The 18,268-nt window shown below is 61.6% G+C and carries 20 protein-coding genes and 1 pseudogene; 16 read left to right on the plus strand and 5 right to left on the minus strand.

All coding sequences use genetic code 11. The annotated features are described in order from the left end of the window. Positions 1-2 precede the first annotated feature (2 nt). Positions 3-743, minus strand: coding sequence for an SDR family oxidoreductase (locus HGO38_RS18210; RefSeq protein WP_250957334.1), 741 nt, complete (start codon positions 741-743; stop codon positions 3-5). 104 nt (positions 744-847) lie between these two features. Between HGO38_RS18210 and HGO38_RS18215 the strand changes: the two genes are divergently transcribed. From HGO38_RS18215 to HGO38_RS18245, 7 genes are read left to right on the plus strand one after another with little or no spacing between them, the layout of a single operon-like run. Then, entirely contained in the window at positions 848-1,819 is a 972-nt protein-coding gene (locus HGO38_RS18215; protein WP_250957335.1) for a thiamine pyrophosphate-dependent dehydrogenase E1 component subunit alpha, read from the plus strand. 1 nt (position 1,820) lies between these two features. Further along, positions 1,821-2,795, plus strand: a complete 975-nt coding sequence (locus tag HGO38_RS18220) for an alpha-ketoacid dehydrogenase subunit beta (RefSeq protein WP_250957336.1) — start codon at positions 1,821-1,823, stop codon at positions 2,793-2,795. 10 nt (positions 2,796-2,805) lie between these two features. Next, entirely contained in the window at positions 2,806-4,104 is a 1,299-nt protein-coding gene (locus HGO38_RS18225; RefSeq protein ID WP_250957337.1) for an alpha/beta fold hydrolase, read from the plus strand. Between the two features lie 60 nt (positions 4,105-4,164). Next, the gene (locus HGO38_RS18230; protein ID WP_250957338.1) at positions 4,165-4,488 is read left to right on the plus strand and encodes an NIPSNAP family protein; all 324 of its coding nucleotides are present in this window, start codon (positions 4,165-4,167) and stop codon (positions 4,486-4,488) included. Position 4,489: 1 nt separating this feature from the next. Beyond that, positions 4,490-5,359 (plus strand): hypothetical protein, encoded by an 870-nt coding sequence (locus tag HGO38_RS18235; protein WP_250957339.1) that lies wholly within the window; start codon positions 4,490-4,492, stop codon positions 5,357-5,359. Beyond that, positions 5,281-6,282 carry a 3-hydroxyacyl-CoA dehydrogenase NAD-binding domain-containing protein gene (locus HGO38_RS18240; RefSeq protein ID WP_250957340.1) on the plus strand — a complete coding sequence of 334 codons (1,002 nt, stop codon included), beginning with the start codon at positions 5,281-5,283 and terminating at the stop codon, positions 6,280-6,282. The genes HGO38_RS18235 and HGO38_RS18240 overlap by 79 nt, the downstream gene beginning before the upstream one ends. Positions 6,283-6,305: 23 nt before the next feature. Continuing rightward, positions 6,306-7,061, plus strand: a complete 756-nt coding sequence (locus tag HGO38_RS18245; protein ID WP_250957341.1) for an SDR family oxidoreductase — start codon at positions 6,306-6,308, stop codon at positions 7,059-7,061. Positions 7,062-7,065: 4 nt separating this feature from the next. Here HGO38_RS18245 and HGO38_RS18250 read toward each other — a convergent pair whose 3' ends face one another. Beyond that, positions 7,066-7,821: a pyrroline-5-carboxylate reductase family protein gene (locus HGO38_RS18250; RefSeq protein ID WP_250957342.1), complete on the minus strand. Its 756-nt coding sequence runs from the start codon at positions 7,819-7,821 to the stop codon at positions 7,066-7,068. 109 nt (positions 7,822-7,930) lie between these two features. Here HGO38_RS18250 and HGO38_RS18255 point away from each other — a divergent pair, with 109 nt between their 5' ends. The 8 genes from HGO38_RS18255 (at position 7,931) to HGO38_RS18290 (ending at position 15,676) form a co-directional block, all read left to right on the plus strand. Then, positions 7,931-8,707 carry a GntR family transcriptional regulator gene (locus HGO38_RS18255; RefSeq protein ID WP_250957343.1) on the plus strand — a complete coding sequence of 259 codons (777 nt, stop codon included), beginning with the start codon at positions 7,931-7,933 and terminating at the stop codon, positions 8,705-8,707. Between the two features lie 140 nt (positions 8,708-8,847). Beyond that, complete coding sequence (locus HGO38_RS18260; protein WP_250957344.1) at positions 8,848-9,957, plus strand: branched-chain amino acid ABC transporter substrate-binding protein; 1,110 nt, start codon at positions 8,848-8,850, stop codon at positions 9,955-9,957. A gap of 121 nt (positions 9,958-10,078) precedes the next feature. Further along, positions 10,079-11,029, plus strand: a complete 951-nt coding sequence (locus tag HGO38_RS18265; protein WP_250957345.1) for a branched-chain amino acid ABC transporter permease — start codon at positions 10,079-10,081, stop codon at positions 11,027-11,029. Further along, a complete protein-coding gene (locus HGO38_RS18270; RefSeq protein ID WP_250957346.1) occupies positions 11,029-12,024 on the plus strand; it encodes an ABC transporter permease subunit in 996 nt (331 codons plus the stop codon). Before HGO38_RS18265 ends, HGO38_RS18270 begins: the two co-directional genes overlap by 1 nt. Further along, a complete protein-coding gene (locus tag HGO38_RS18275; protein ID WP_250957347.1) occupies positions 12,021-12,851 on the plus strand; it encodes an ABC transporter ATP-binding protein in 831 nt (276 codons plus the stop codon). Before HGO38_RS18270 ends, HGO38_RS18275 begins: the two co-directional genes overlap by 4 nt. Next, positions 12,775-13,524: an ABC transporter ATP-binding protein gene (locus HGO38_RS18280; protein WP_250957348.1), complete on the plus strand. Its 750-nt coding sequence runs from the start codon at positions 12,775-12,777 to the stop codon at positions 13,522-13,524. The genes HGO38_RS18275 and HGO38_RS18280 overlap by 77 nt, the downstream gene beginning before the upstream one ends. Next, positions 13,517-14,821: an NAD(P)/FAD-dependent oxidoreductase gene (locus HGO38_RS18285; RefSeq protein WP_250957349.1), complete on the plus strand. Its 1,305-nt coding sequence runs from the start codon at positions 13,517-13,519 to the stop codon at positions 14,819-14,821. Before HGO38_RS18280 ends, HGO38_RS18285 begins: the two co-directional genes overlap by 8 nt. A 96-nt stretch (positions 14,822-14,917) precedes the next feature. Further along, positions 14,918-15,676 carry an SDR family oxidoreductase gene (locus tag HGO38_RS18290; protein WP_250957350.1) on the plus strand — a complete coding sequence of 253 codons (759 nt, stop codon included), beginning with the start codon at positions 14,918-14,920 and terminating at the stop codon, positions 15,674-15,676. Between the two features lie 111 nt (positions 15,677-15,787). Here HGO38_RS18290 and HGO38_RS18295 read toward each other — a convergent pair. After that, positions 15,788-16,184: pseudogene (locus HGO38_RS18295) on the minus strand (alpha/beta fold hydrolase); the annotation flags it as partial. Between the two features lie 378 nt (positions 16,185-16,562). On the opposite strand from HGO38_RS18295, the gene HGO38_RS18300 reads away from it, so the two are divergent. Beyond that, on the plus strand, positions 16,563-16,949 hold the full coding sequence (locus HGO38_RS18300; RefSeq protein WP_250957351.1) for a response regulator transcription factor: 387 nt from the start codon (positions 16,563-16,565) through the stop codon (positions 16,947-16,949). Positions 16,950-17,111: 162 nt separating this feature from the next. Here the strand turns inward: HGO38_RS18300 and HGO38_RS18305 are convergent, their stop codons facing one another. Then, the gene (locus HGO38_RS18305; protein WP_250957352.1) at positions 17,112-17,891 is read right to left on the minus strand and encodes an SDR family oxidoreductase; all 780 of its coding nucleotides are present in this window, start codon (positions 17,889-17,891) and stop codon (positions 17,112-17,114) included. Continuing rightward, positions 17,891-18,211 carry a nuclear transport factor 2 family protein gene (locus tag HGO38_RS18310; protein WP_250957353.1) on the minus strand — a complete coding sequence of 107 codons (321 nt, stop codon included), beginning with the start codon at positions 18,209-18,211 and terminating at the stop codon, positions 17,891-17,893. Before HGO38_RS18310 ends, HGO38_RS18305 begins: the two co-directional genes overlap by 1 nt. Positions 18,212-18,268 lie beyond the last annotated feature (57 nt).

An 18,268-nucleotide genomic window follows, 5' to 3' on the forward strand; every position in this document is an offset into this window, starting at 1 on the left:
GCCTACCAGGCGGTCATTCCGCCATCCACGGTGAGAATGGACCCCGTTGCGAAGGAGGAGTCGTCGCTGGCCAGCCACAGGATCGCCTGGGCGATTTCGCTCGGCTGCGCCACCCGGTTCATCGGCGCGCGCGCATTCAAGGCCGCAACGAAGCCCTCCGGATCGTCATGGGTCTCCAGGATCTTGTCGAAATAGCTCGACCATGTGGTTCCGGGTGCCACCGCGTTGACGCGTATTTTCTGGGCGGCGTGGTCGAGCGCCATCGAGCGCGTCAATGCGGCGACGGCGCCCTTCGACGCGACATAGGCCGCCCGGTCGGCGAGCCCGACATTGGCGACATTGGAGGCCGTGTTGACGATGGCTCCGCCGCCCGCCATCAGCGGGATGACATGTTTCGAGCAAAGGAACACGCCTTTGACGTTGACGGCCATCAGGGCATCCCAATCCGAAGCCTCCGTTGTCAGCACGGAACCCCGGATGCCGTAACCGGCATTGTTGACGAGAATGTCGACGCGCCGGAACAGGCCGGCTGCGCATTGCGCCATCAACCGCACCGCGTCCTCGTCGGACACGTCGGTCGCGATCGCCGTGCCGCCTATGGCCGCGGCCACCCGTTCGGCGGCCGCTCCATCGCGATCGACGACGAGAACCCTCGCACCTTCGCGCCCGAACAGCTCCGCCGTTGCGGCTCCGATGCCGGCACCAGCGCCCGTCACGATGGCCGTCTTCCCCTGCAAACGCATTATCCACGCTCCTTTTCAGATTGTCCGGACTCTATTTTGCAGAAAGGCTTGCAAAGTGTCGACACTTTTGTATTAAATTTCTGAACGCATTTGGAGGCCACTCTGTGAAGAACACGCCCTCGACGGAAGACCACCTCGAAATCTATCGGAAGATGTTGCTGGTGCGGCATCTGGAAGAGGGCCTAGGTGCCCTTCACAAGGAAGGCCGAACCCGCGGTCCCATTCACCGCTGCGACGGCCAGGAGGCGGTCGGCGTTGCGGCCACTGCCATGCTGGAAACGGACGACAAGGTAGCAACGACCCATCGCGGCCATGCCGTCTATATCGGCAAGGGCATGGAAATGCGGCCTGTTATCGCCGAGATCTTCGGGCGCCAGACCGGCGCCTGCGGCGGGCGGGCCGGCCACATGCTGATCGCGGACGCCAGCAAGGGCGTGGTCGGCGGGAATGCGATTGTCGGGGCCGGCATTCCGGCGGCGACCGGCATGGCGCTGTCGATGCAGATCATGGGTCGGAAGAATGTCGCCATGTGCATCTTCGGCGACGGAGCGGCCCAGACCGGCATCTGCCACGAAGCGATGAACATGGCCGCGCTGTGGAAGCTCCCGGTCGTTTTCGTTCTCGAGCACAACCAGTTCGGTCTGACGGTGCACTCGGATGTCCAATCGTCCGTCAAGGACATTTCGGTGCGCGCCGCCGGCTATGGCATGCCGTCCGAGATTGTCGACGGCAACGATGCGATTACCGTTTATCGCGCCGTCTCCGGCATGGTCGACCGCGCCCGGCGCGGCGAAGGTCCTGGAATGATCGAGTGCAAGACCTATCGCCTGGAAGGGTTTTCCACCTCCGACATGGGCGGCTACCAGGCGCCCGAGGACATTGCCGCCTGGAAAGAACGCGACCCGCTGGCGGTGTCGAGACAAGCGCTTCTTGCCGAGGTAGGCGAAGCGAAACTCGCCGAGATCGAGGCAGAGGCGAAGGCTGAGGTCGATGCGGCTTTCGAAGCCGCGTTGTCGGATCCCATGCCGCAATTTGCCATTGACGAAGCATGCAACCCCTATAGCGAGGCATACTGATATGGCCCTCATGCGATATGCCGAAGCCTTGAATGCCGCGTTGCGCGAAGAAATGGCCGCAGACCCCTCCGTCTTCCTGTTCGGCGAGGACATCGGTCGCTACGGTGGCGTCTTCAAGGTGACCAAGGGGCTGATGGAGGAGTTCGGCGAGAGCCGGGTGCGCGACACGCCGATTTCCGAACAGGCGATGACGGCGATGGCGGTCACCGCCGCCATGACCGGCACGCGGCCGGTGCTGGAAATCATGTATGCCGACTTCATACCGCTGACGCTCGATGCGCTGGTCAACCAGGCGTCCATCTACAATTACATCTGGGATGGACAGGTCAAGATGCCCTTCGTTCTGAGAACCCAGGGCGGCGGCGGCGCGGGTGCCGGCGCCCAGCATTCCAAGGCTCTCGATTCCATGCTGGCGCATATCCCCGGCATCAAGGTCGTCGCGCCCTCCACACCCGCCGACGCCAAGGGCATGCTGAAGGCCGCGATCCGCGACGACCAGCCGGTTGTCTTCCTGGAGCACAAGCTGCTCTACAATGTCCGCGGCGAGGTGCCGGATGGCGATATCATCGTTCCGCTTGGCAAGGCGGCGACCATGCGGGAAGGATCGGATGTGTCGATCTTCGCCACATCGAAAATGGTGGTTGAGTCCGTCAAGGCTGCGGACCTGCTGGCGGCAGACGGGATTTCGGCCGAGGTGATCGACCTGCGCTCGCTGCGCCCGCTCGACGTCAACGCCATCGTCCGCTCGATCGCCAAGACCCACCATGCCGTGGTGGTCAATGAGGGCTGGCGCTTCTGCGGCTATGCAGCAGAGCTATCCGCCACGATCATGGATCACGCCTTCGATGAACTCGATGCCCCGGTCGCTCGTGTGACCCTGCCCGACATGCCGATCCCCTATTCCGAGCCCTTGGAAACGGCCATGCTGCCCAACGCCGACAAGATCCGCGCCGCTGTCCTTGCGACACTGAAGTGAGGGATAGCCAATGACACCGCATCCCATCAGTATCGAAAGTGCCGGCGGCGAGTACATGGAATCCGTCCTGGTGATGGCCTGGTCGGCCAAGGTTGGCGACAAGGTCAAGGCTGGCGACCTGCTGGTGACCGTCGAAACGGCCAAGGCCGCCACGGAAATCGAAGCGGACCGCGACGGCTGGCTGGCAGACATCCACTACCACGAGGGGCAAGAGGCGCCGCTCGGTGCGGTACTGGGAACGATTTCCGACACCGAGCCTCAGGCACATACCGACACGAACAGCACTCAGACGACGCCCGAGCCGGTCGAGACAGCTTTGCCGGAAGCTCAAAACCCGAAGACAGACGCCCCCTCCCCGACAAGCGGCGGGCGGATTATCGCAAGCCCGCTCGCCCGACGCCTGGCCAAGCAATCCGGGCTCGACCTCTCTTCCATAGCCGGGTCCGGCCCCAACGGTCGGATCAAACAGCGGGACATTCTGAAGGCAATCGACCAAACAAAGGCTGTGGCGACCGCGCCGTCCGTCCAGCGGATCTCAGAGGCGGTCCCGGTGGCAGCGCCGCCGGTCGTCGTCAGGCAGAGCCTGCCCATCGTGTTCCTGCACGGCTTCGGCGCCGACCGGTCTGCATGGCGACAGGTTTTGCCGCTCCTCGGCAACAACATCCGCGCGGTTGCCATCGACCTGCCGGGTCATGGCTCGAACGCCGAGCAAGGCGCCGAAAGCGTCGAGGATCTGGCCGCTTTCGTGTCCGACGTGATGGAAGCCCAAGGCATAGAGCAGGCGCATGTCGTCGGCCATTCGTTGGGCGGGGCAACCGCACTCGGCCTGACCTCTGTCGGTCGGGTTGCCGTTCGATCGCTGACCCTGCTGGCGCCGGGCGGCCTCGGCCCGGAAATCGCCGGCGGTTTCATCGGTGGGCTCACCCAATCGACCACCGCCGCCGCCCTGGAACGCTGGCTGACCTTCATGCTGGCGGAAGCCACGACCCTTCCGTGCGGCTATGCCAATGCCGCTCTGCGGCAGATGGAGAAAATCGGCAACCGGGCAGCCCTCGAAACGCTCGCCGGCCATCTGTTTTCGGGCGACACCCAGCTCTTCGACGGGCTGCCTGCACTCTCCCGGCTCGATGTGCCGACCCGGATCATCTGGGGCCAGTCCGACCGGGTCATCCCCAGCCGCCATGCCTTGCGGGCGCCGGGCTTTGCAGCGGTCCATCTTCTGCCGGGAGTCGGGCATGTGGCGCATATGGAGGCCCCTGCTCTGACCGCCCGGCTGATCATGGAGACGGTCAAAAGCGCGGACGCATAAATCCAGCCGACCGGCCATACGCACGGCCGGCCATCACGAGCAGACATCAAGGAGCACAGAATGATATTCGACCATCGCACCTATACGGCCAAGCCGAACATGCTGCCGAGCTTCTTGAAGCTCTACGAGGATATGGGCCTGCCGATGCAGCGCCATTATCTCGGAGAACCCTTCGGCTTCTTCCAGACCCATATCGGCGACCTGTCGCGCACCGTGCATCTCTGGAAATATGACAGCCTTGCCGATCGCGAAGCCCGCCGCGACCAGATGGAAGCCGATCCCGAATGGCAGGCCTATCGCCGTAAAGTGATCGAAACGGACTACCTGGCCGATATGCGCAACCAGATCCTGAAGCCCGTCTCCTTCTTCGTTCCCGGAAAGTAATATGCACATTCATTTCTCGGCCGAAGGCCAGACCTGGCCGATCAAGCTGACGGGCAATGCCGAGAGGACACGCAGCGCCCTGTTGCGCGCCCTTCCGATGGCCCTGCAACTGCATACGCCGAAGATCGCCGGAAGTCATATCTACTGGCACGCCCCCTTCGTCGAGGATGTCGAGGGTGCCACCCATGTCCTCGATGCGCCGGCTGGCGCCTTCCTCTACTGGCCGGTTCGCCAGTTCCTCGAAATCACCTTCGCGCCGCTTCAGGCGGAAACGGCCCATGTGACCTTGCTTGGCGTTCTCGATGCGCCGATCGAGGGCATCACCGCGCTTGCCGCCACGGTCAAGCGTGATCAGGGGCGGCGCATTGTTTCGGGTCGGTTGACGGCCGGCGAAGATGGGATGACGGCCCCGCCCTCCCCCTCTCCACTGCCTGAGGAGATGATCGCGGCGCACCGGCGGCTCTGGGCCGAAATGCCGGCCGATATTGCCCAGGTGACCAGGTCGCGCGCCATCATGCATCCGGCAGGTCCGGTCTTTGCCGCAGAAGGCGAAGCGCGCGTCTTGCACGAATTTCTGTGGTGGGCGCGTGCTGACATCGGCAAGCGGGATGAACCCGCCCTGCGCCAGGCCACAGCCCTTGCGCTGAACAAGACGGCAACGCGGTTGCGCGACTTCTGTCACATGACCGACACGCCGGCGCTCCTGTTTGCTTTGGAATCCCTCATGGATGGCCCCTTGCCGTTCCGTGTGCTGATCGATGAAGCGATCATCGTGGCGGGACGCATCGGCGCATGGCTCGATCTTCTCATTCCGTGGAACGACATCAACACCGCATTCAGAAACGCGCTCGATGGACGAGGAGACACATGATGAAGAAAACGATCGGCATCATCGGGTTCGGGGTCATTGGCCAGCGTTGGGCGGCAGCCTTCCTGCATGCCGGCCATGATGTCCGCGCCTATGATCGCTCCTCGACTCAGGAAGACGATTTCCGGCAAATTCTTCCAAGCCTTCTGGCAGACCTTGATGCCGTCCATGCCCAGACTACGACCGAGCCGGGCGAATTCCGGATGTGCGCGTCCATGGCGGACGCGCTGGCCGGCGTCGATTTCGTTCAGGAAAGCGGCCCCGAAATCCTGGAGATCAAGTGCAAGCTCCTTCCGGAAATCGAAAGCGGTGTGGCGGACCATGTCGTCATAGCGTCGTCGTCGTCCGCCCTGCTGGTCTCCGACATGCAGCGCGACTGCCGGCTTCCCGGACGCATCGTGCTGGGTCACCCGTTCAACCCGGCGCATCTGATGCCGCTGGTCGAGATTGTCGGTGGAACCCTGACCGATCCGGCCTCCGTACAGGTGGCCAAGACCGTCTATGAGGACATCGGCAAGAAGCCCGTCGTCATGAACCGCGAGATGACCGGCCATCTGGCGCTCCGCCTCATGGGAGCCATGTGGCGCGAGGCGATTGCCCTGGTGCGCGATGGCGTGGCGTCGGTCGAAGATGTGGATCGCGCCTTCGTCTACGGCCCCGGCCCCAAATGGACCCTGCAGGGGTCGTTCATCTCCAACCAGCTCAACGCGGCGGGCATGGAGGATTTTCTGCGCAAATACGGGCCGACCTATCAGGCCATCTGGGACACATTGCTGGACGCCAAACTCGATGAGGCAACCATCGCCGCCGTGACGAAGTCGACCGCTGCGGCCGTGGGTGACCGAAGCCAGGAGCAGTTGAAGTCGGAACGGGAGGCCGGACTGGTTTCCATTTTGAAGGGCGTCGCCGAGCACGGCGCGCTGTAAGCTATCGGCCAAGGAGAACCGGCATGGATTATCGCTGCGCACTGGTGACGGGCGCTTCCAAGGGCATTGGAGCCGCCATTGCGTCGAGGTTGGTGGGCGAAGGCCTCACGGTCTACGCGCTGGGTCGCAGCGAAGCCTCGCTCACCGAACTCGGCTTGCAACTGGGCGACCGGCTGCGGCCGGTAGTTGCCGACGTGCGCGACCACACCGCCATCGCAGAGAAGCTAGCAGGCGTTGACATCGACGTACTGGTCAACAATGCCGGTGGCATTTCCAGCGTCCGGCCGCTTCATGAGCAGACGGCCGAGGAGACGGAAGAGGTCATTGCCCTCAACCTCACCGCGCCCCTGCAGCTCATTCGCATGATGCTGCCGGGCATGATTGCCAGGCGGCGCGGGCATATTTTCAACCTGACCAGCACGGCGGCCTCGGCGGCGTTTCCCGGAACGACCGGCTATGGCGCGGCCAAGGCCGGACTGTCGCAGGCCGGCCGGATCCTGCGCTATGATCTTGCCGGAACGGGCGTCAGGCTCACGGAGATCGCCCCCGGCAGGGTGGAGACGCAGTTCTATCTTCAGGCCTTCGGCGGCGATGCAGCCACCCTGCAGGAGCGGATGTACACGCAGCAGCGCCCGCTCAGACCGGAGGATATCGCCGCAGTGCTTGTCTGCGCCCTCACCCTTCCGCCCCATGCCGATGTGGCGGAGCTGACGATTTCTCCAACCGATCAGGCAATCGGCGGTCACGTCTATCCCGCAGGCCCAAGCTCGTTGAGATAGTCCGCTAGCGTCTTTCCGCAGACGCTGTCAGACGCGCGAGAACGGCCTCGCAGGCCGCCTGCCAGGCGGCAGGCTGGCCTTGCTGATCAAGGACGGTCAATCCGAGTTCGGTAATGCCTCCGGGTGTCACCAGATCCTTGAGGATCGTCTCCATGGGCTCGGCGGTCTCTGCCATCATGCGGCCGGCGGCAACGAAGGTTTGAGCGACGAGCTGGCGCATCATCTGACGATCGGCGCCATGATCGCCGCCCCAGTGCACGCTCTGCCGGATCAGCTCCTGGGCCCAGCCGTAGATCGCCGCATTCACGGTTGCGATCTCGAACTCGTCCTCGCTGCGAAGCGCGATCGCCGGGCCGAGCCGGGCGATCAATTGGCGTGCCTCGGCCACATCAGGATAAAAGACGGTCGGGCTGGCGTTGATTTCGGTCGCCGTCATCGGCATGGCGCGCACGATGCGGGCGGGGATCGCCGGGAACTTTGAGAGTGCGACGCCGGCGCAAACGGATAGCACGATCTGACCGTCTCTCCAAGGCAGTCCCTCCAAGGCCGCCGGCGCATCTGCCGGACGAACCGCGAGAATGACGATGTCGGAACGCTCCACCAGCTCCCGGTTGTCCGCGCAGATGACTAGCCCGTATCTGGCCGCCAGCGCCTTCGATTTGCCGCGTGGCGAAAGCAATATGGTTTCTGGGCCACCTGATTTTATCAGGCCTGCAATCATCGCTGCGGCAAGATGGCCTACGCCAAGAATACCGATCATCCTATTATCCCCTCTCATCCATCTTGAGGTTGCATCGATCACCCTCTAGAAAGATCGAACTGCATATATAACTGTCGACAAGACCATTCGACGACGGACCATTTTCAAGATGAAAAATCCCCCTGAAACGAACCCTCCCGTTGCTCTTGTCGAGACAGCGGAGCCGGAAACCCGCCGATCTGCTGATAGCAGCGAGCGGGCCTATAACGCCATTCGAAAGCTTCTGGTCGAGTTCCACCTGAAGCCGGAGGAGCGGATCAATGAAATGCGGCTCGCCAAGAGCCTGTCGATTTCCCGCACACCGATCAGAGAGGCGCTGAACCGTCTGGCATCGGAAGGCTTCGTCTCTCTCACCCCCAATCGCGGCTTCTTCGTGCGAAGCCTCAGTACCGAGGGGCTGATCGACCTCTACGAACTGCGGTCGATCATCGAATGCGCCGCCTTTCGTCTGATGTGCGAACGGGCCGCCGACGAAGACATTGGCAGGCTCCGCGCCTACTGGGCCAACATCGTCGAGGGCTACCGCGATCAACCGCCGGACGACATCCTGGCGGAAGACGAAGGCTTTCATGTTCTGATCGCCGAACTTTCCGGCAATCCGGAAATCGTCAGTCAATTGCACGCGATCAATGCCCGCATCCGGTTCATCCGTCGCATCCAGATCGAACACCGCAGCCACGACAACAATCTGGTCGCATCCCACTCGGCAATCGTCGACGCTGCCACCAAACGGGACGCGGAGGAAGGCACGGAATTGTTGCGCAAGCATATCGAACTCACGGTTTCTGCCACACAGGAAGCCCTCAAGGATGCCCTGCTCCGGGTTTATTCGCGCGCTGATACGAGCACTCGGCCACGCCGCAGCCGCACCGGATCCGTCGCATGAATAAAACGGATAAAAATTGAACGCAATAGTGTCGACACTTTCTTGACGTGCTCTTAAATGTCTGCTTCCATAGCGTCCAACAGCAAGAAGACCGGAACTGGCCTGCTGACGCGATTGGACCGCAACAAAGGGGAACAACAATGAAGTTAATTGCCGCTCTCTCTCTCTCGACCGCTATCTTCGCCACGCCCGTCTTCGCCGAGGAGATCACGATTGGCCTGGCTGGTCCCACAACGGGTCCTCAGGCCTATTTCGGTACCACCTGGCATGACGGCTTCAAGCTCTACATCGAAAAGCTCAATGCAGCTGGCGGCGTGAACGGCGTGACCGTGAAGATCGACCAGCAGGACGACCAGGCCGACCCGCGCCAAGGCACCCTGGTTGCGCAGAAATTCTGCGATGAGGAAGAAGTCATCCTTGGACTGGTCAACTTCAACTCGGGCGTCGCACAGTCGACTTTGCCGATCTATGAAGATTGCTCGCTGCCGACGATGACCTTCGGCTCGAACCCTTCGCTGACCCAGCAGGGCTACAAATTCATGGTCCGCCCGGTTGCCAACGACTTTGCCGGCGCGCTGCTTCCCGCGGAATACGCGCTTCAGAAGCTCGGCGCCAAAACCGCGCTGATCGTCAACGACAAGCAGGTCTTCGGACAGGGTATCTCCGAAATCTTCGGCACGAACTTCACCACCGGTGGCGGCAAGGTGCTCGACACGCTGTCGATCGCCCCGACGGACGTCGACTTCAGCGCTATCCTCGCGCAGATCAAGGCGAAGAATCCCGACGTCATCTATCTCGGTGCCGTCATGCCGCAGCTGGCGCTTTTTGCCAAGCAAATGCACGAGCAGGGTGTCACCGCGACACTGATGGTTCCAGATGGCGGCTACACGCCGGAATTCATCTCTCAGGCGGGTGAGGCCAATGTCCAGGGCGCCACGGTTGCCGTCCAGGCTCCGCCGCTTGATGCAACGCCGGCGATCGCCGACTTCGCGGCGGAATATAAGGCAAAGTTTGGCCAGGATGCCGGCCCCTATTCGATCTACGGCTACGCACAGGGACAGATCCTGGAAGCCGTTCTGAAGAGCACCAAGGGTCTCACCCGCGAAGACATGAACGAAGCCCTGCACAAGGTGAAAGCCATGACGGCTATCGGCGAGCTTGAGTTTGACGAAAAAGGCGACCTGAAGGTCGCACCGTCCTATCTCTACAAGGTCGAAGGTGACAAGTTCACCTTGGTCGGTACGAAATAACCGACCATCCGATCGGGCCAGGTCTTCGGTCCGTGATGTTTCACCGCGACTGCCAACTCTTCAACCAGCTGGCAGTCGCGCTTCCTATCCCGCCTTCATGGCGTCAGCGGACGGGACACCCATGCTCGGAATCTTCATTCAACAAACATTCAACGCCCTGACGATCGGTGCGATCTACGCCCTGATCGCGCTCGGCTACACCATGGTCTACGGTGTCTTGCGCATGATCAATTTCGCTCATGGCGAGATGTTCATGCTGGGGGCCTATGCGGCATTTCTCGCTCTCGCCCTCTTCGTGGGCGACGTAGGAGACGTCGGTGCTCTTGTCCTCGCAGCGGTCTTTGCGGTAGCGGTGATTGGCGTCGGATTGGTGGGTGTCGGCATCGAGCGGCTCGCCTACAAGCCGTTGCGAAACTCCAATCGCCTTGCACCGATGCTGTCTTCCCTCGGGGTGTCGTTGTCTCTGATCACCGGCGTGCAGATTATGGCCGGCCCACAGCCGGTCGGATTTCCGAGCTTCTTTCCAGCAACCCGCATTGAGGTTCTCGGCGGCACGGTGACCCTCGTGCAGATCGGCATTCTGATCGCCTCCTTCGTGCTGATGACGGCGCTCCATTTGCTGGTCAACCGAAGCCGGGCGGGCATCATCGTTCGCGCCGTCTCCGAGAACCGCTCGACCGCGCAATTGCTCGGCATCAACGTCAACCTCGCCATCTCGCTGGTCTTCTTCGCCGGCCCGGTGCTGGGCGCGGCTGGCGGTATCCTCTATGCGAGCTACTACGGCATCATGTCTCCCACGATGGGTGCCGTCGTCGGATTGAAGGCCTTCACGGCGGCGATCCTCGGCGGGATCGGCTCCATCCCGGGCGCGATGCTCGGCGCCTTTATCCTTGCCTTCGTCGAAGTGGCCGGCACCGCTCTCCTGCCCGTTCTCTCCGGCGGTTTGCTCGGCACCGAGTATCGTGACGTGTTGGCATTCGTCATTCTCATTCTCGTCCTGCTGGTCCGGCCAGCGGGCATCCTCGGTGAGCCGGTCTCCGAGGAGAGCATGGTATACAAGAGGGAGTTTTGATGTCCGCCGTCGATACATCCCGTCCACCGCAGACGAAAAGCGGAAGGCTTCTGCCCCTGCTCATTCTGCTGACCGCCGTGGCACTGATCGTCGTCACGCCGTTCCTGCCCAATTATTATGTGCGCGTCGCCAACGGCCTGCTGATCTACATTCTGCTCGGCATCGGCCTCAATATCGTCATTGGCTATGCGGGGCTGCTCGATCTCGGCTTTGTCGCCTTTTACGCCGTCGGGGCCTATACCTATGCTCTTCTGGCGAGCCCGCAGTTTGACCTGCATCTGCCTTTCCTGCTGATCCTGTTGATCGCAGCGTGCCTCGGAGCGATCTCCGGCATTCTGCTTGGCCTGCCGGTCCTGAAACTGAGGGGCGACTATCTGGCGATCGTGACGCTCGGCTTTGGGGAGATCATCCGTATCCTGATCAACAATCTGGATTGGCTGACAGGCGGCCCCAAAGGCATCGCGCGCCTCGACAAGGCGTCGATTGCGGGTATCGAGCTGGCGAGACCCACCGAAATCTACTGGCTGCTGATCGTGCTGGTGCTGGCTGTCGCGACATTCGTGTGGCGGATGGAGAAGTCCATTCTCGGAAAAGCCTGGGCGGCCATCCGCGAGGACCAGGATGCCGCGCGCGGCATCGGAATCAACACCACCAATGCCAAGCTTGCGGCTTTCGCAACATCCGCGACCATCGGCTCGATTGCCGGCGTCATTTTCGCCGCCTCGCAACGGTTCGTCAGCCCGGACAGCTTTGCACTGCAGGAATCGGTCCTGATCGTCCTGATGATTGTCATCGGCGGCATCGGCAACATTCTGGGCATCGTCATCGGTGCGGCCATCCTCATCCTGCTTCCAGAAGTCTTGCGCGAATTCGCCGAATGGCGAATTCTGTTCCTCGGCCTGCTGATGATCATCCTTATCATCGTCCGGCCCGCCGGGATCGTGCCGCGCACATTCGGGCCGGAAAAACTCATTCGGGGGCTTTTCGGAAAATGACTCTCGTCTTTGAAAACCTGCGCAAGCAATATGGCCACCACGTTGCGATCGAGGATGTCTCGACGCAATTTCAGCCGGGGCTGATCCATGGCATCATCGGGCCGAACGGCGCCGGCAAGTCGACGCTGATCAACATGACCGCCGGCTCTTATCTGGTGTCCGGCGGCAAGATCATCCTGGACGGGCAGACGCTGAGCGGCCTGAAGAAATATCAGATCGCCAATTCCGGCGTCGCGCGCACCTACCAGAACATCCGACTCTTCGACCAGATGACGGTGCTCGAGAACCTGGAGGTGTGTTTCTACCCCACCCAGGTCGGACAGGTCTGGCGGGAAATCCTCTGGCCACCCTTTGCCGCGAAGCGACGGATGAAGCGCCGCGACGCCTGCATGGAACTGCTGTCCTTTTTCAATCTGCAGCACTATGCCGATCACGAAGCCGGCAGCCTGCCCTACGGACGTCAGCGCATGCTGGAAATCGCCCGGGCACTGGTGACCAATCCCCGCCTGCTGCTGCTCGATGAACCTGCGGCCGGCCTCAATCATCACGAGACCGCCGAGTTGACGGCCAAGCTTGCGGAACTGAAATCGCCGGACCGCATCATGATCGTCGTCGAACACGACATGGATCTGGTGATGAGCGTCTGTGACCGCATCGTCGTGATGCATCACGGCAAACTGCTCTTTCAGGGGACGGCTGAAGAAGTTCAGGCCAACTCCGACGTCCAACTCGCCTATCTGGGAACAGCCAATGACATCGACGACATCAAGGCCGCTGCTGAAGATCGCCGGATTAAGCTCGGGATACGGGCGCGTCGGCGTTCTTGACGCCATCGACCTGGAGGTCGACGAACGCGAAATCGTCGTGATCCTCGGGCCGAATGGTGCCGGCAAGACCACGCTTTTGAACTCGATCTCCGGCGTCGCACGCGCGACAGCGGGATCCATTGAATTCGACGGCAAGGATATTACCGGCGCAAAACCGGAACAGGTGGTGCGCATGGGGCTGACCCATTGCCCGGAAGGCCGTCAGATTTTTCAGCGACTGACGATCGAGGAGAATCTCGTTGCGGCCCATATCGGACGCGGCGGCAAGAGCTTCGAAGCCCTTCGAGATGATGTGTTCGCGATTTTTCCGATCCTCAAGGAACGGCGCAACGGCATGGCAAGCAGGATGTCCGGCGGCCAGCAGCAGATGCTCGCCATCGGTCGGGCGCTGATGGCCGAGCCTAAGCTTTTGATGCTGGACGAGCCTTCGCTTGGCCTGGCGCCGAAAATCATCCAGCAGATCTTTCACATCATTCTCGACCTGTCCAAATCCGGGATTTCCATCCTGCTGGTGGAGCAAAACGTGCAACTGGCGCTGCAATGCGGCGACTATGCCTATCTGCTGAACACCGGTCGGGTCCGTGTGCACGGCCCGGCCCAGGAACTCGCCGAACATTCCGCCATCAGCGAGCATTATCTCGGCGGCGCGACCGAGGAGACGATCCATGTTTGAGGTCGACTGGCAAACCCCGCATCTCTGGAGAAAGACGGCTCAGAACAGGGTGACCGCGCCGAAATTGTCGGGCGATCACGACACCGATATTCTGGTGGTCGGCGGTGGCTTTACCGGCATGGCAGCGGCCCTCGGCGCCCGCGACAGCGGCATGAACGTGGTGCTGCTCGAGGGCAACGAGATCGGATCGGCGGCGTCAGGTCGCAACAACGGTCTCGTCATATCCCACCATTCCAAGGCCTCGCCGTCCGAGTTCGAGACGGCTTATGGCAAGCCGCTGGGCGAACGTTACAACCGGATGGTGGCGGATGCGGCAGGCGTCGCCTTTGGCCTGATGCAGCGCTTCAACATCGATGCCCATCAGGTCCAGGAAGGCTGGCTGCAGCCGGCCCATACGCAAAAGACGCTGGCGCGGGCCCGCCAGTTCCACGATGAATGGAAGGCGTTTGGCGCCAACGTCTCCTGGCTCGACCGCGAGGAGGTTTCCGCCCGCATCGGCAGCCCCTATCTCGGCGGCTGGATGGTGCACAATTCCGGCCATATCAACCCGTTCGCGATGACCCTCGGACTTGCAGCCGCCATCGAGCGCGAAGGCGTGACGATCTTCGAGAACTCGCGCGCCACCCGCATCGAGCGCGTGGACAAGGGGTGGCGGGTTTTCACCGCGTCTGGAAGCGTGACTGCGCCGGAGGTCATTCTTGCCACCAACGCATTGACGGGAGACATCTGGCCGGGCCTGAAACGCACGCTGATCCCGTTCAAGGTGTTTCAGGCGGCCACCCCACCGCTGTCGGAAGAGCTCAGGCGCCAGATCCTGGTGGGCAACCCGGCCGTTTCCGACATGCGCAACGATCTTCGCTACTTTCATTATGACCGCGACAACCGGCTTGTCAGCGGCGCCACGCATACGTTCTGGTTCGACGAGGCCGAGCGCGGACGCGAAAAGGTCTCCCAGATCCTTGGAAAGGCGTTCAAGGCCTTCGGCGGCCCTCCCAAGATTGACGAATATTGGCACGGTACCTTCGCGGTTGTTCCGGACCGGCAACCCCGTCTCTATCGGCTCGCTCCTGGTCTTGTGTTCGGCGGTGTCTATTCCGGACGGGGTGTTGCGCTCGCGATGGCACTTGGACAGGAACTTGGCCGATGGGCCGCGGGCAGACGCTCCGACGAGCAGATGCCCCTTCCTGTCACATCCATGAAACCCATTCCCATGCATGCCATTGCGGTCCAGACGGCAAACAGGATGCATCACTGGAACCGATTGCGGGACAAGGCCGACGAACGCTCGAAGCAATAGCCCGACAACCTCCCATGCAAACATCTTGACACGGCATGTTAACGATAGCGTAACCATCGACAGCGGACTTTGTCGAGGCACAATCGGAGGACACCCATGTCGCTGCAGCTTTTCAGCCTGAAGGGGAAACGCGCCCTGATCACCGGCTCTTCGCAGGGAATAGGGCTGGCTCTGGCCAGGGGCCTGCAGGACGCGGGTGCTTCGATCGTACTCAACGGCCGTGATGAAACCAAGCTCAAAATGGCCGCCGAAAGCTTCGAGGCGCCGGTCGACATCCTCTCTTTCGACGCCACCGACCATCAGGCCGCCCGTAACGCCGTCGACAGTTTCGAGGCTGAAACCGGAGCGATCGACATTCTCGTCAACAATGCCGGCATGCAGTTCCGCTCGGCGCTGGAAGACTTTCCAGCCGATGCCTTCGAGCGCCTGCTGCGCACCAATGTGTCGAGTGTCTTCAATGTCGGCCAGGCCGTTGCCCGTCACATGATCGCCCGTGGGGAAGGCAAGATCATCAATATCGCCAGCGTCCAGACGGCGCTGGCCCGCCCCGGCATCGCGCCTTACACGGCCACCAAAGGCGCGGTCGGCAACCTAACCAAGGGCATGGCGACCGACTGGGCAAAGTATGGCCTGCAGTGCAACGCCATCGCGCCCGGCTATTTCGACACACCGCTCAACGCCGCCCTGGTCAGCGACGAGGCTTTTTCCAGCTGGCTGGAAAAACGCACGCCGGCCGGGCGCTGGGGCAGGATCGAGGAACTGGTCGGCGCCTGCATCTTCCTGTCGTCGAATGCCTCGTCCTTCGTCAACGGCCATACGCTCTATGTCGATGGCGGCATCACCGCATCCCTCTGAGCCAACGCAACTCACCCGCGTCACCATCGTCGGCATCGGCTGCGCGGCAGCTTGCCCCGGCCCGCTTGCAATGCACCTGGAAAAGCGATGTCGTGCCAAGAAGTTAACCAACAGCATGATCGGCGGGATGGCGCTGACCAGCACGGCCTTGGCGATACGGCCCTGCGGTTCGCCGAAATTGGCAACGTAACGCGCCACTTCGCCGCCGCCGGTGGAGTGTCCGATGTGAACCGCATTGCGCAGATCGAGCTTTTCGAAGACGGCGGCAGCATCGGCGGCATAGTGGTCGAGATCATGCCCCTCGCTCACCTGCTGCGACCGGCCGTGTCCGCGACGATCATGCGCGACGACCCGGTAGCCATTGAGGACGAAGAAGAGCATCTGCGCGTCCAGTCGTCGGAGGAGAGCGGCCAGCCGTGGTGGAAAACGATCGGCTGCGCGTCCTTCGGACCCAGTCCTTGTAGACGATTTCGACGCCGTCCTTGGTGGTGATGAAGTTCTCGGTCATTGGTATGGTTCCTTCGATTTGGAGTTCAGGTGAGGTTTCCGAGGCAATAAGCGGGATCGTCGCTGCCAGCGAAAGGGTGGCTCCCGCACGCATGGTCTGACCAGAAGAAGCGGCATAGAACGATAGGAATTTGGAGCGACCGCACAGCCAGGGGCAAAGGCCGGAAAGCAGGCCAAGACAGGTTTCGGTCTCTGCGCGCAGGGCAGCAGCCGGGATCAACGTCGCCAAGGCGTTTTGCGCTTTACGCCCATCGGCGACGTCTACCTGGCCTATATGGAACAGAGGTCCATTGATCGGCCCGAGCTCAGGGTCGCGGCCACATCACCCAGACTTCGCGCGGCCTCTGCTCCTGGGCCCTAGGTCGAAAAGGCCAGTTTAATGCCCTCGCCCCGGAATGTGCATATCGCAGTTATCGATGACGATGACTCCTTCCGCGCTGCGACGCAATTGCTGGTCAGGTCGCTGGGATTCGATGTTGCCGGTTACGAGTCGGCAGAATCGTTTCTCGACAGGTGTTCCGACAGGAATGCTGACTGCATCATCTCAGACATCAACATGCCTGGAATGACGGGAATTGAACTGAAGCAGCGACTGAATGAAGAGGGGGTTGACGTCCCGGTGATCTTCGTTTCAGCGCAAACCGATCCCACCCTGCCCCGCCGTGTGATCGAGTGTGGCGGGCTCGTGCTGCTGCAGAAGCCGTTTCATGGCCAGAACCTGATCGATGCCATACATCACGCCATCGGAGACCTGTCGCAGGATTGAGGTCGCGCTCCAAGGAAGAGACGGCCAAGCGAAGACTGCCGTTTGGGGATCAGGACCCTTACATAGCAAGACAACCCGCTCCGCCTGTCGACAATGTCGCCAGACGGAGCGGGCTTCGAAGGCGCCATTCTCACGTGCAGGACAGGGCTGCAACCAAGCCCCTCAAACTGTCGGCACGGTACCGCCATCGATGGTGTATTCCACGCCGGTGATCGATGCCGCGAGATCCGAGGACAGGAATGCGATCAGGTTGGCGACTTCTTCCGGCTTGGCGGGCCGACCGAGCGGTATACCGCCGAGGCTGTCCATGATGATCTTCTTGCCACCTTCGTAATCGGTGTTGGCCTGCGCTGCCAGGCGCTCCGCCAAATGCACCGATCCTTCCGTTTCGATCCAGCCCGGCGACACGCGCACGACCCGCACACCGCGTGGCGACACCTCCTTTGAAAGCGACTTGCTGTAGGTCGAAAGCGCCGCCTTGGCGGCGGCATAGGCAGTCGTCGATTCGGGCAGCGGCAGAACCCCTTGGATCGAGGTCACATGAATGACGACACCATGCCCTTGAGCTACCATCTGGGGCACGAGTTCCCTGTCGATACGCACGGCGGGAAACAGGTTCGAGTTGATCTCGTTCTGCCACTCGGCATCATCGAGTGCCGCAAATCCGCCGCCGGGAGCAGAGGAGCCACCGAGCATATGAACGATGACATCGACACCGCCAAGCCGCTGTCGAACCGCATTCGAGACCGCGATGGCTCCGTCCGCCGTTTTGAGGTCGGCGGCGATGAACTGTTCCTCTGGCAAATCATCAGGACGCGAACGTGCCGTGACAAGCACGCGGGCTCCCAATCTGCGAAACAGGTCTGCCGTGGCCCCTCCCGTACCCTTCGTGCCACCGGTAATCAGCGCACGCCTTCCATCCAGTGTGAGAATCCCGGTCATCAGCCAATCTCCAGCTCAGTGATCTTGTCCTGTTCCAGGACGAACCGGAATCGAAGTTCTGCCGGACTGTTGGGAAAGTTGCCGCTGACATTGGCCAGCACGGAGATCCCACGGCCATCGTCGGTCGCACTGATCGGCTCCGCCGAGTGACTGTATTTGCGCTTTGCCTCAAGCCACCAAAGACGGATCGGCTCTGGGCCTTGGTAGGTCTCGCCTTCGTCGTGCACGACAGCAGTCTCGGAGAATGCACTGACTAAGGCACCGGCGTCGGTGGATTTTTCAGCATCGAAATAGGCTTTGACAGCATCTGGCAGTTTCATCGGAGTGATCCTTCTCGTTTGCGTGTGCCTACCAATTTAGTGCTTGACGATAATAAT

Origin of the sequence: Rhizobium sp. CG5, from assembly GCF_023701945.1 — a bacterium.
Taxonomy (GTDB): domain Bacteria; phylum Pseudomonadota; class Alphaproteobacteria; order Rhizobiales; family Rhizobiaceae; genus Allorhizobium.

What these genes read in the sequence shown, in the direction of transcription:
- HGO38_RS18210 (WP_250957334.1), bottom strand. Translation starts at nt 743, where the DNA reads ATGCGTTTGCAGGGGAAGACGGCCATCGTGACGGGCGCTGGTGCCGGC.
- HGO38_RS18220 (WP_250957336.1), top strand. Translation starts at nt 1,821, where the DNA reads ATGGCCCTCATGCGATATGCCGAAGCCTTGAATGCCGCGTTGCGCGAA.
- HGO38_RS18225 (WP_250957337.1), top strand. Translation starts at nt 2,806, where the DNA reads ATGACACCGCATCCCATCAGTATCGAAAGTGCCGGCGGCGAGTACATG.
- HGO38_RS18230 (WP_250957338.1), top strand. Translation starts at nt 4,165, where the DNA reads ATGATATTCGACCATCGCACCTATACGGCCAAGCCGAACATGCTGCCG.
- HGO38_RS18235 (WP_250957339.1), top strand. Translation starts at nt 4,490, where the DNA reads ATGCACATTCATTTCTCGGCCGAAGGCCAGACCTGGCCGATCAAGCTG.
- HGO38_RS18240 (WP_250957340.1), top strand. Translation starts at nt 5,281, where the DNA reads ATGGCTCGATCTTCTCATTCCGTGGAACGACATCAACACCGCATTCAG.
- HGO38_RS18245 (WP_250957341.1), top strand. Translation starts at nt 6,306, where the DNA reads ATGGATTATCGCTGCGCACTGGTGACGGGCGCTTCCAAGGGCATTGGA.
- HGO38_RS18250 (WP_250957342.1), bottom strand. Translation starts at nt 7,821, where the DNA reads ATGATCGGTATTCTTGGCGTAGGCCATCTTGCCGCAGCGATGATTGCA.
- HGO38_RS18255 (WP_250957343.1), top strand. Translation starts at nt 7,931, where the DNA reads ATGAAAAATCCCCCTGAAACGAACCCTCCCGTTGCTCTTGTCGAGACA.
- HGO38_RS18260 (WP_250957344.1), top strand. Translation starts at nt 8,848, where the DNA reads ATGAAGTTAATTGCCGCTCTCTCTCTCTCGACCGCTATCTTCGCCACG.
- HGO38_RS18265 (WP_250957345.1), top strand. Translation starts at nt 10,079, where the DNA reads ATGCTCGGAATCTTCATTCAACAAACATTCAACGCCCTGACGATCGGT.
- HGO38_RS18270 (WP_250957346.1), top strand. Translation starts at nt 11,029, where the DNA reads ATGTCCGCCGTCGATACATCCCGTCCACCGCAGACGAAAAGCGGAAGG.
- HGO38_RS18275 (WP_250957347.1), top strand. Translation starts at nt 12,021, where the DNA reads ATGACTCTCGTCTTTGAAAACCTGCGCAAGCAATATGGCCACCACGTT.
- HGO38_RS18280 (WP_250957348.1), top strand. Translation starts at nt 12,775, where the DNA reads ATGACATCGACGACATCAAGGCCGCTGCTGAAGATCGCCGGATTAAGC.
- HGO38_RS18285 (WP_250957349.1), top strand. Translation starts at nt 13,517, where the DNA reads ATGTTTGAGGTCGACTGGCAAACCCCGCATCTCTGGAGAAAGACGGCT.
- HGO38_RS18290 (WP_250957350.1), top strand. Translation starts at nt 14,918, where the DNA reads ATGTCGCTGCAGCTTTTCAGCCTGAAGGGGAAACGCGCCCTGATCACC.
- HGO38_RS18300 (WP_250957351.1), top strand. Translation starts at nt 16,563, where the DNA reads ATGCCCTCGCCCCGGAATGTGCATATCGCAGTTATCGATGACGATGAC.
- HGO38_RS18305 (WP_250957352.1), bottom strand. Translation starts at nt 17,891, where the DNA reads ATGACCGGGATTCTCACACTGGATGGAAGGCGTGCGCTGATTACCGGT.
- HGO38_RS18310 (WP_250957353.1), bottom strand. Translation starts at nt 18,211, where the DNA reads ATGAAACTGCCAGATGCTGTCAAAGCCTATTTCGATGCTGAAAAATCC.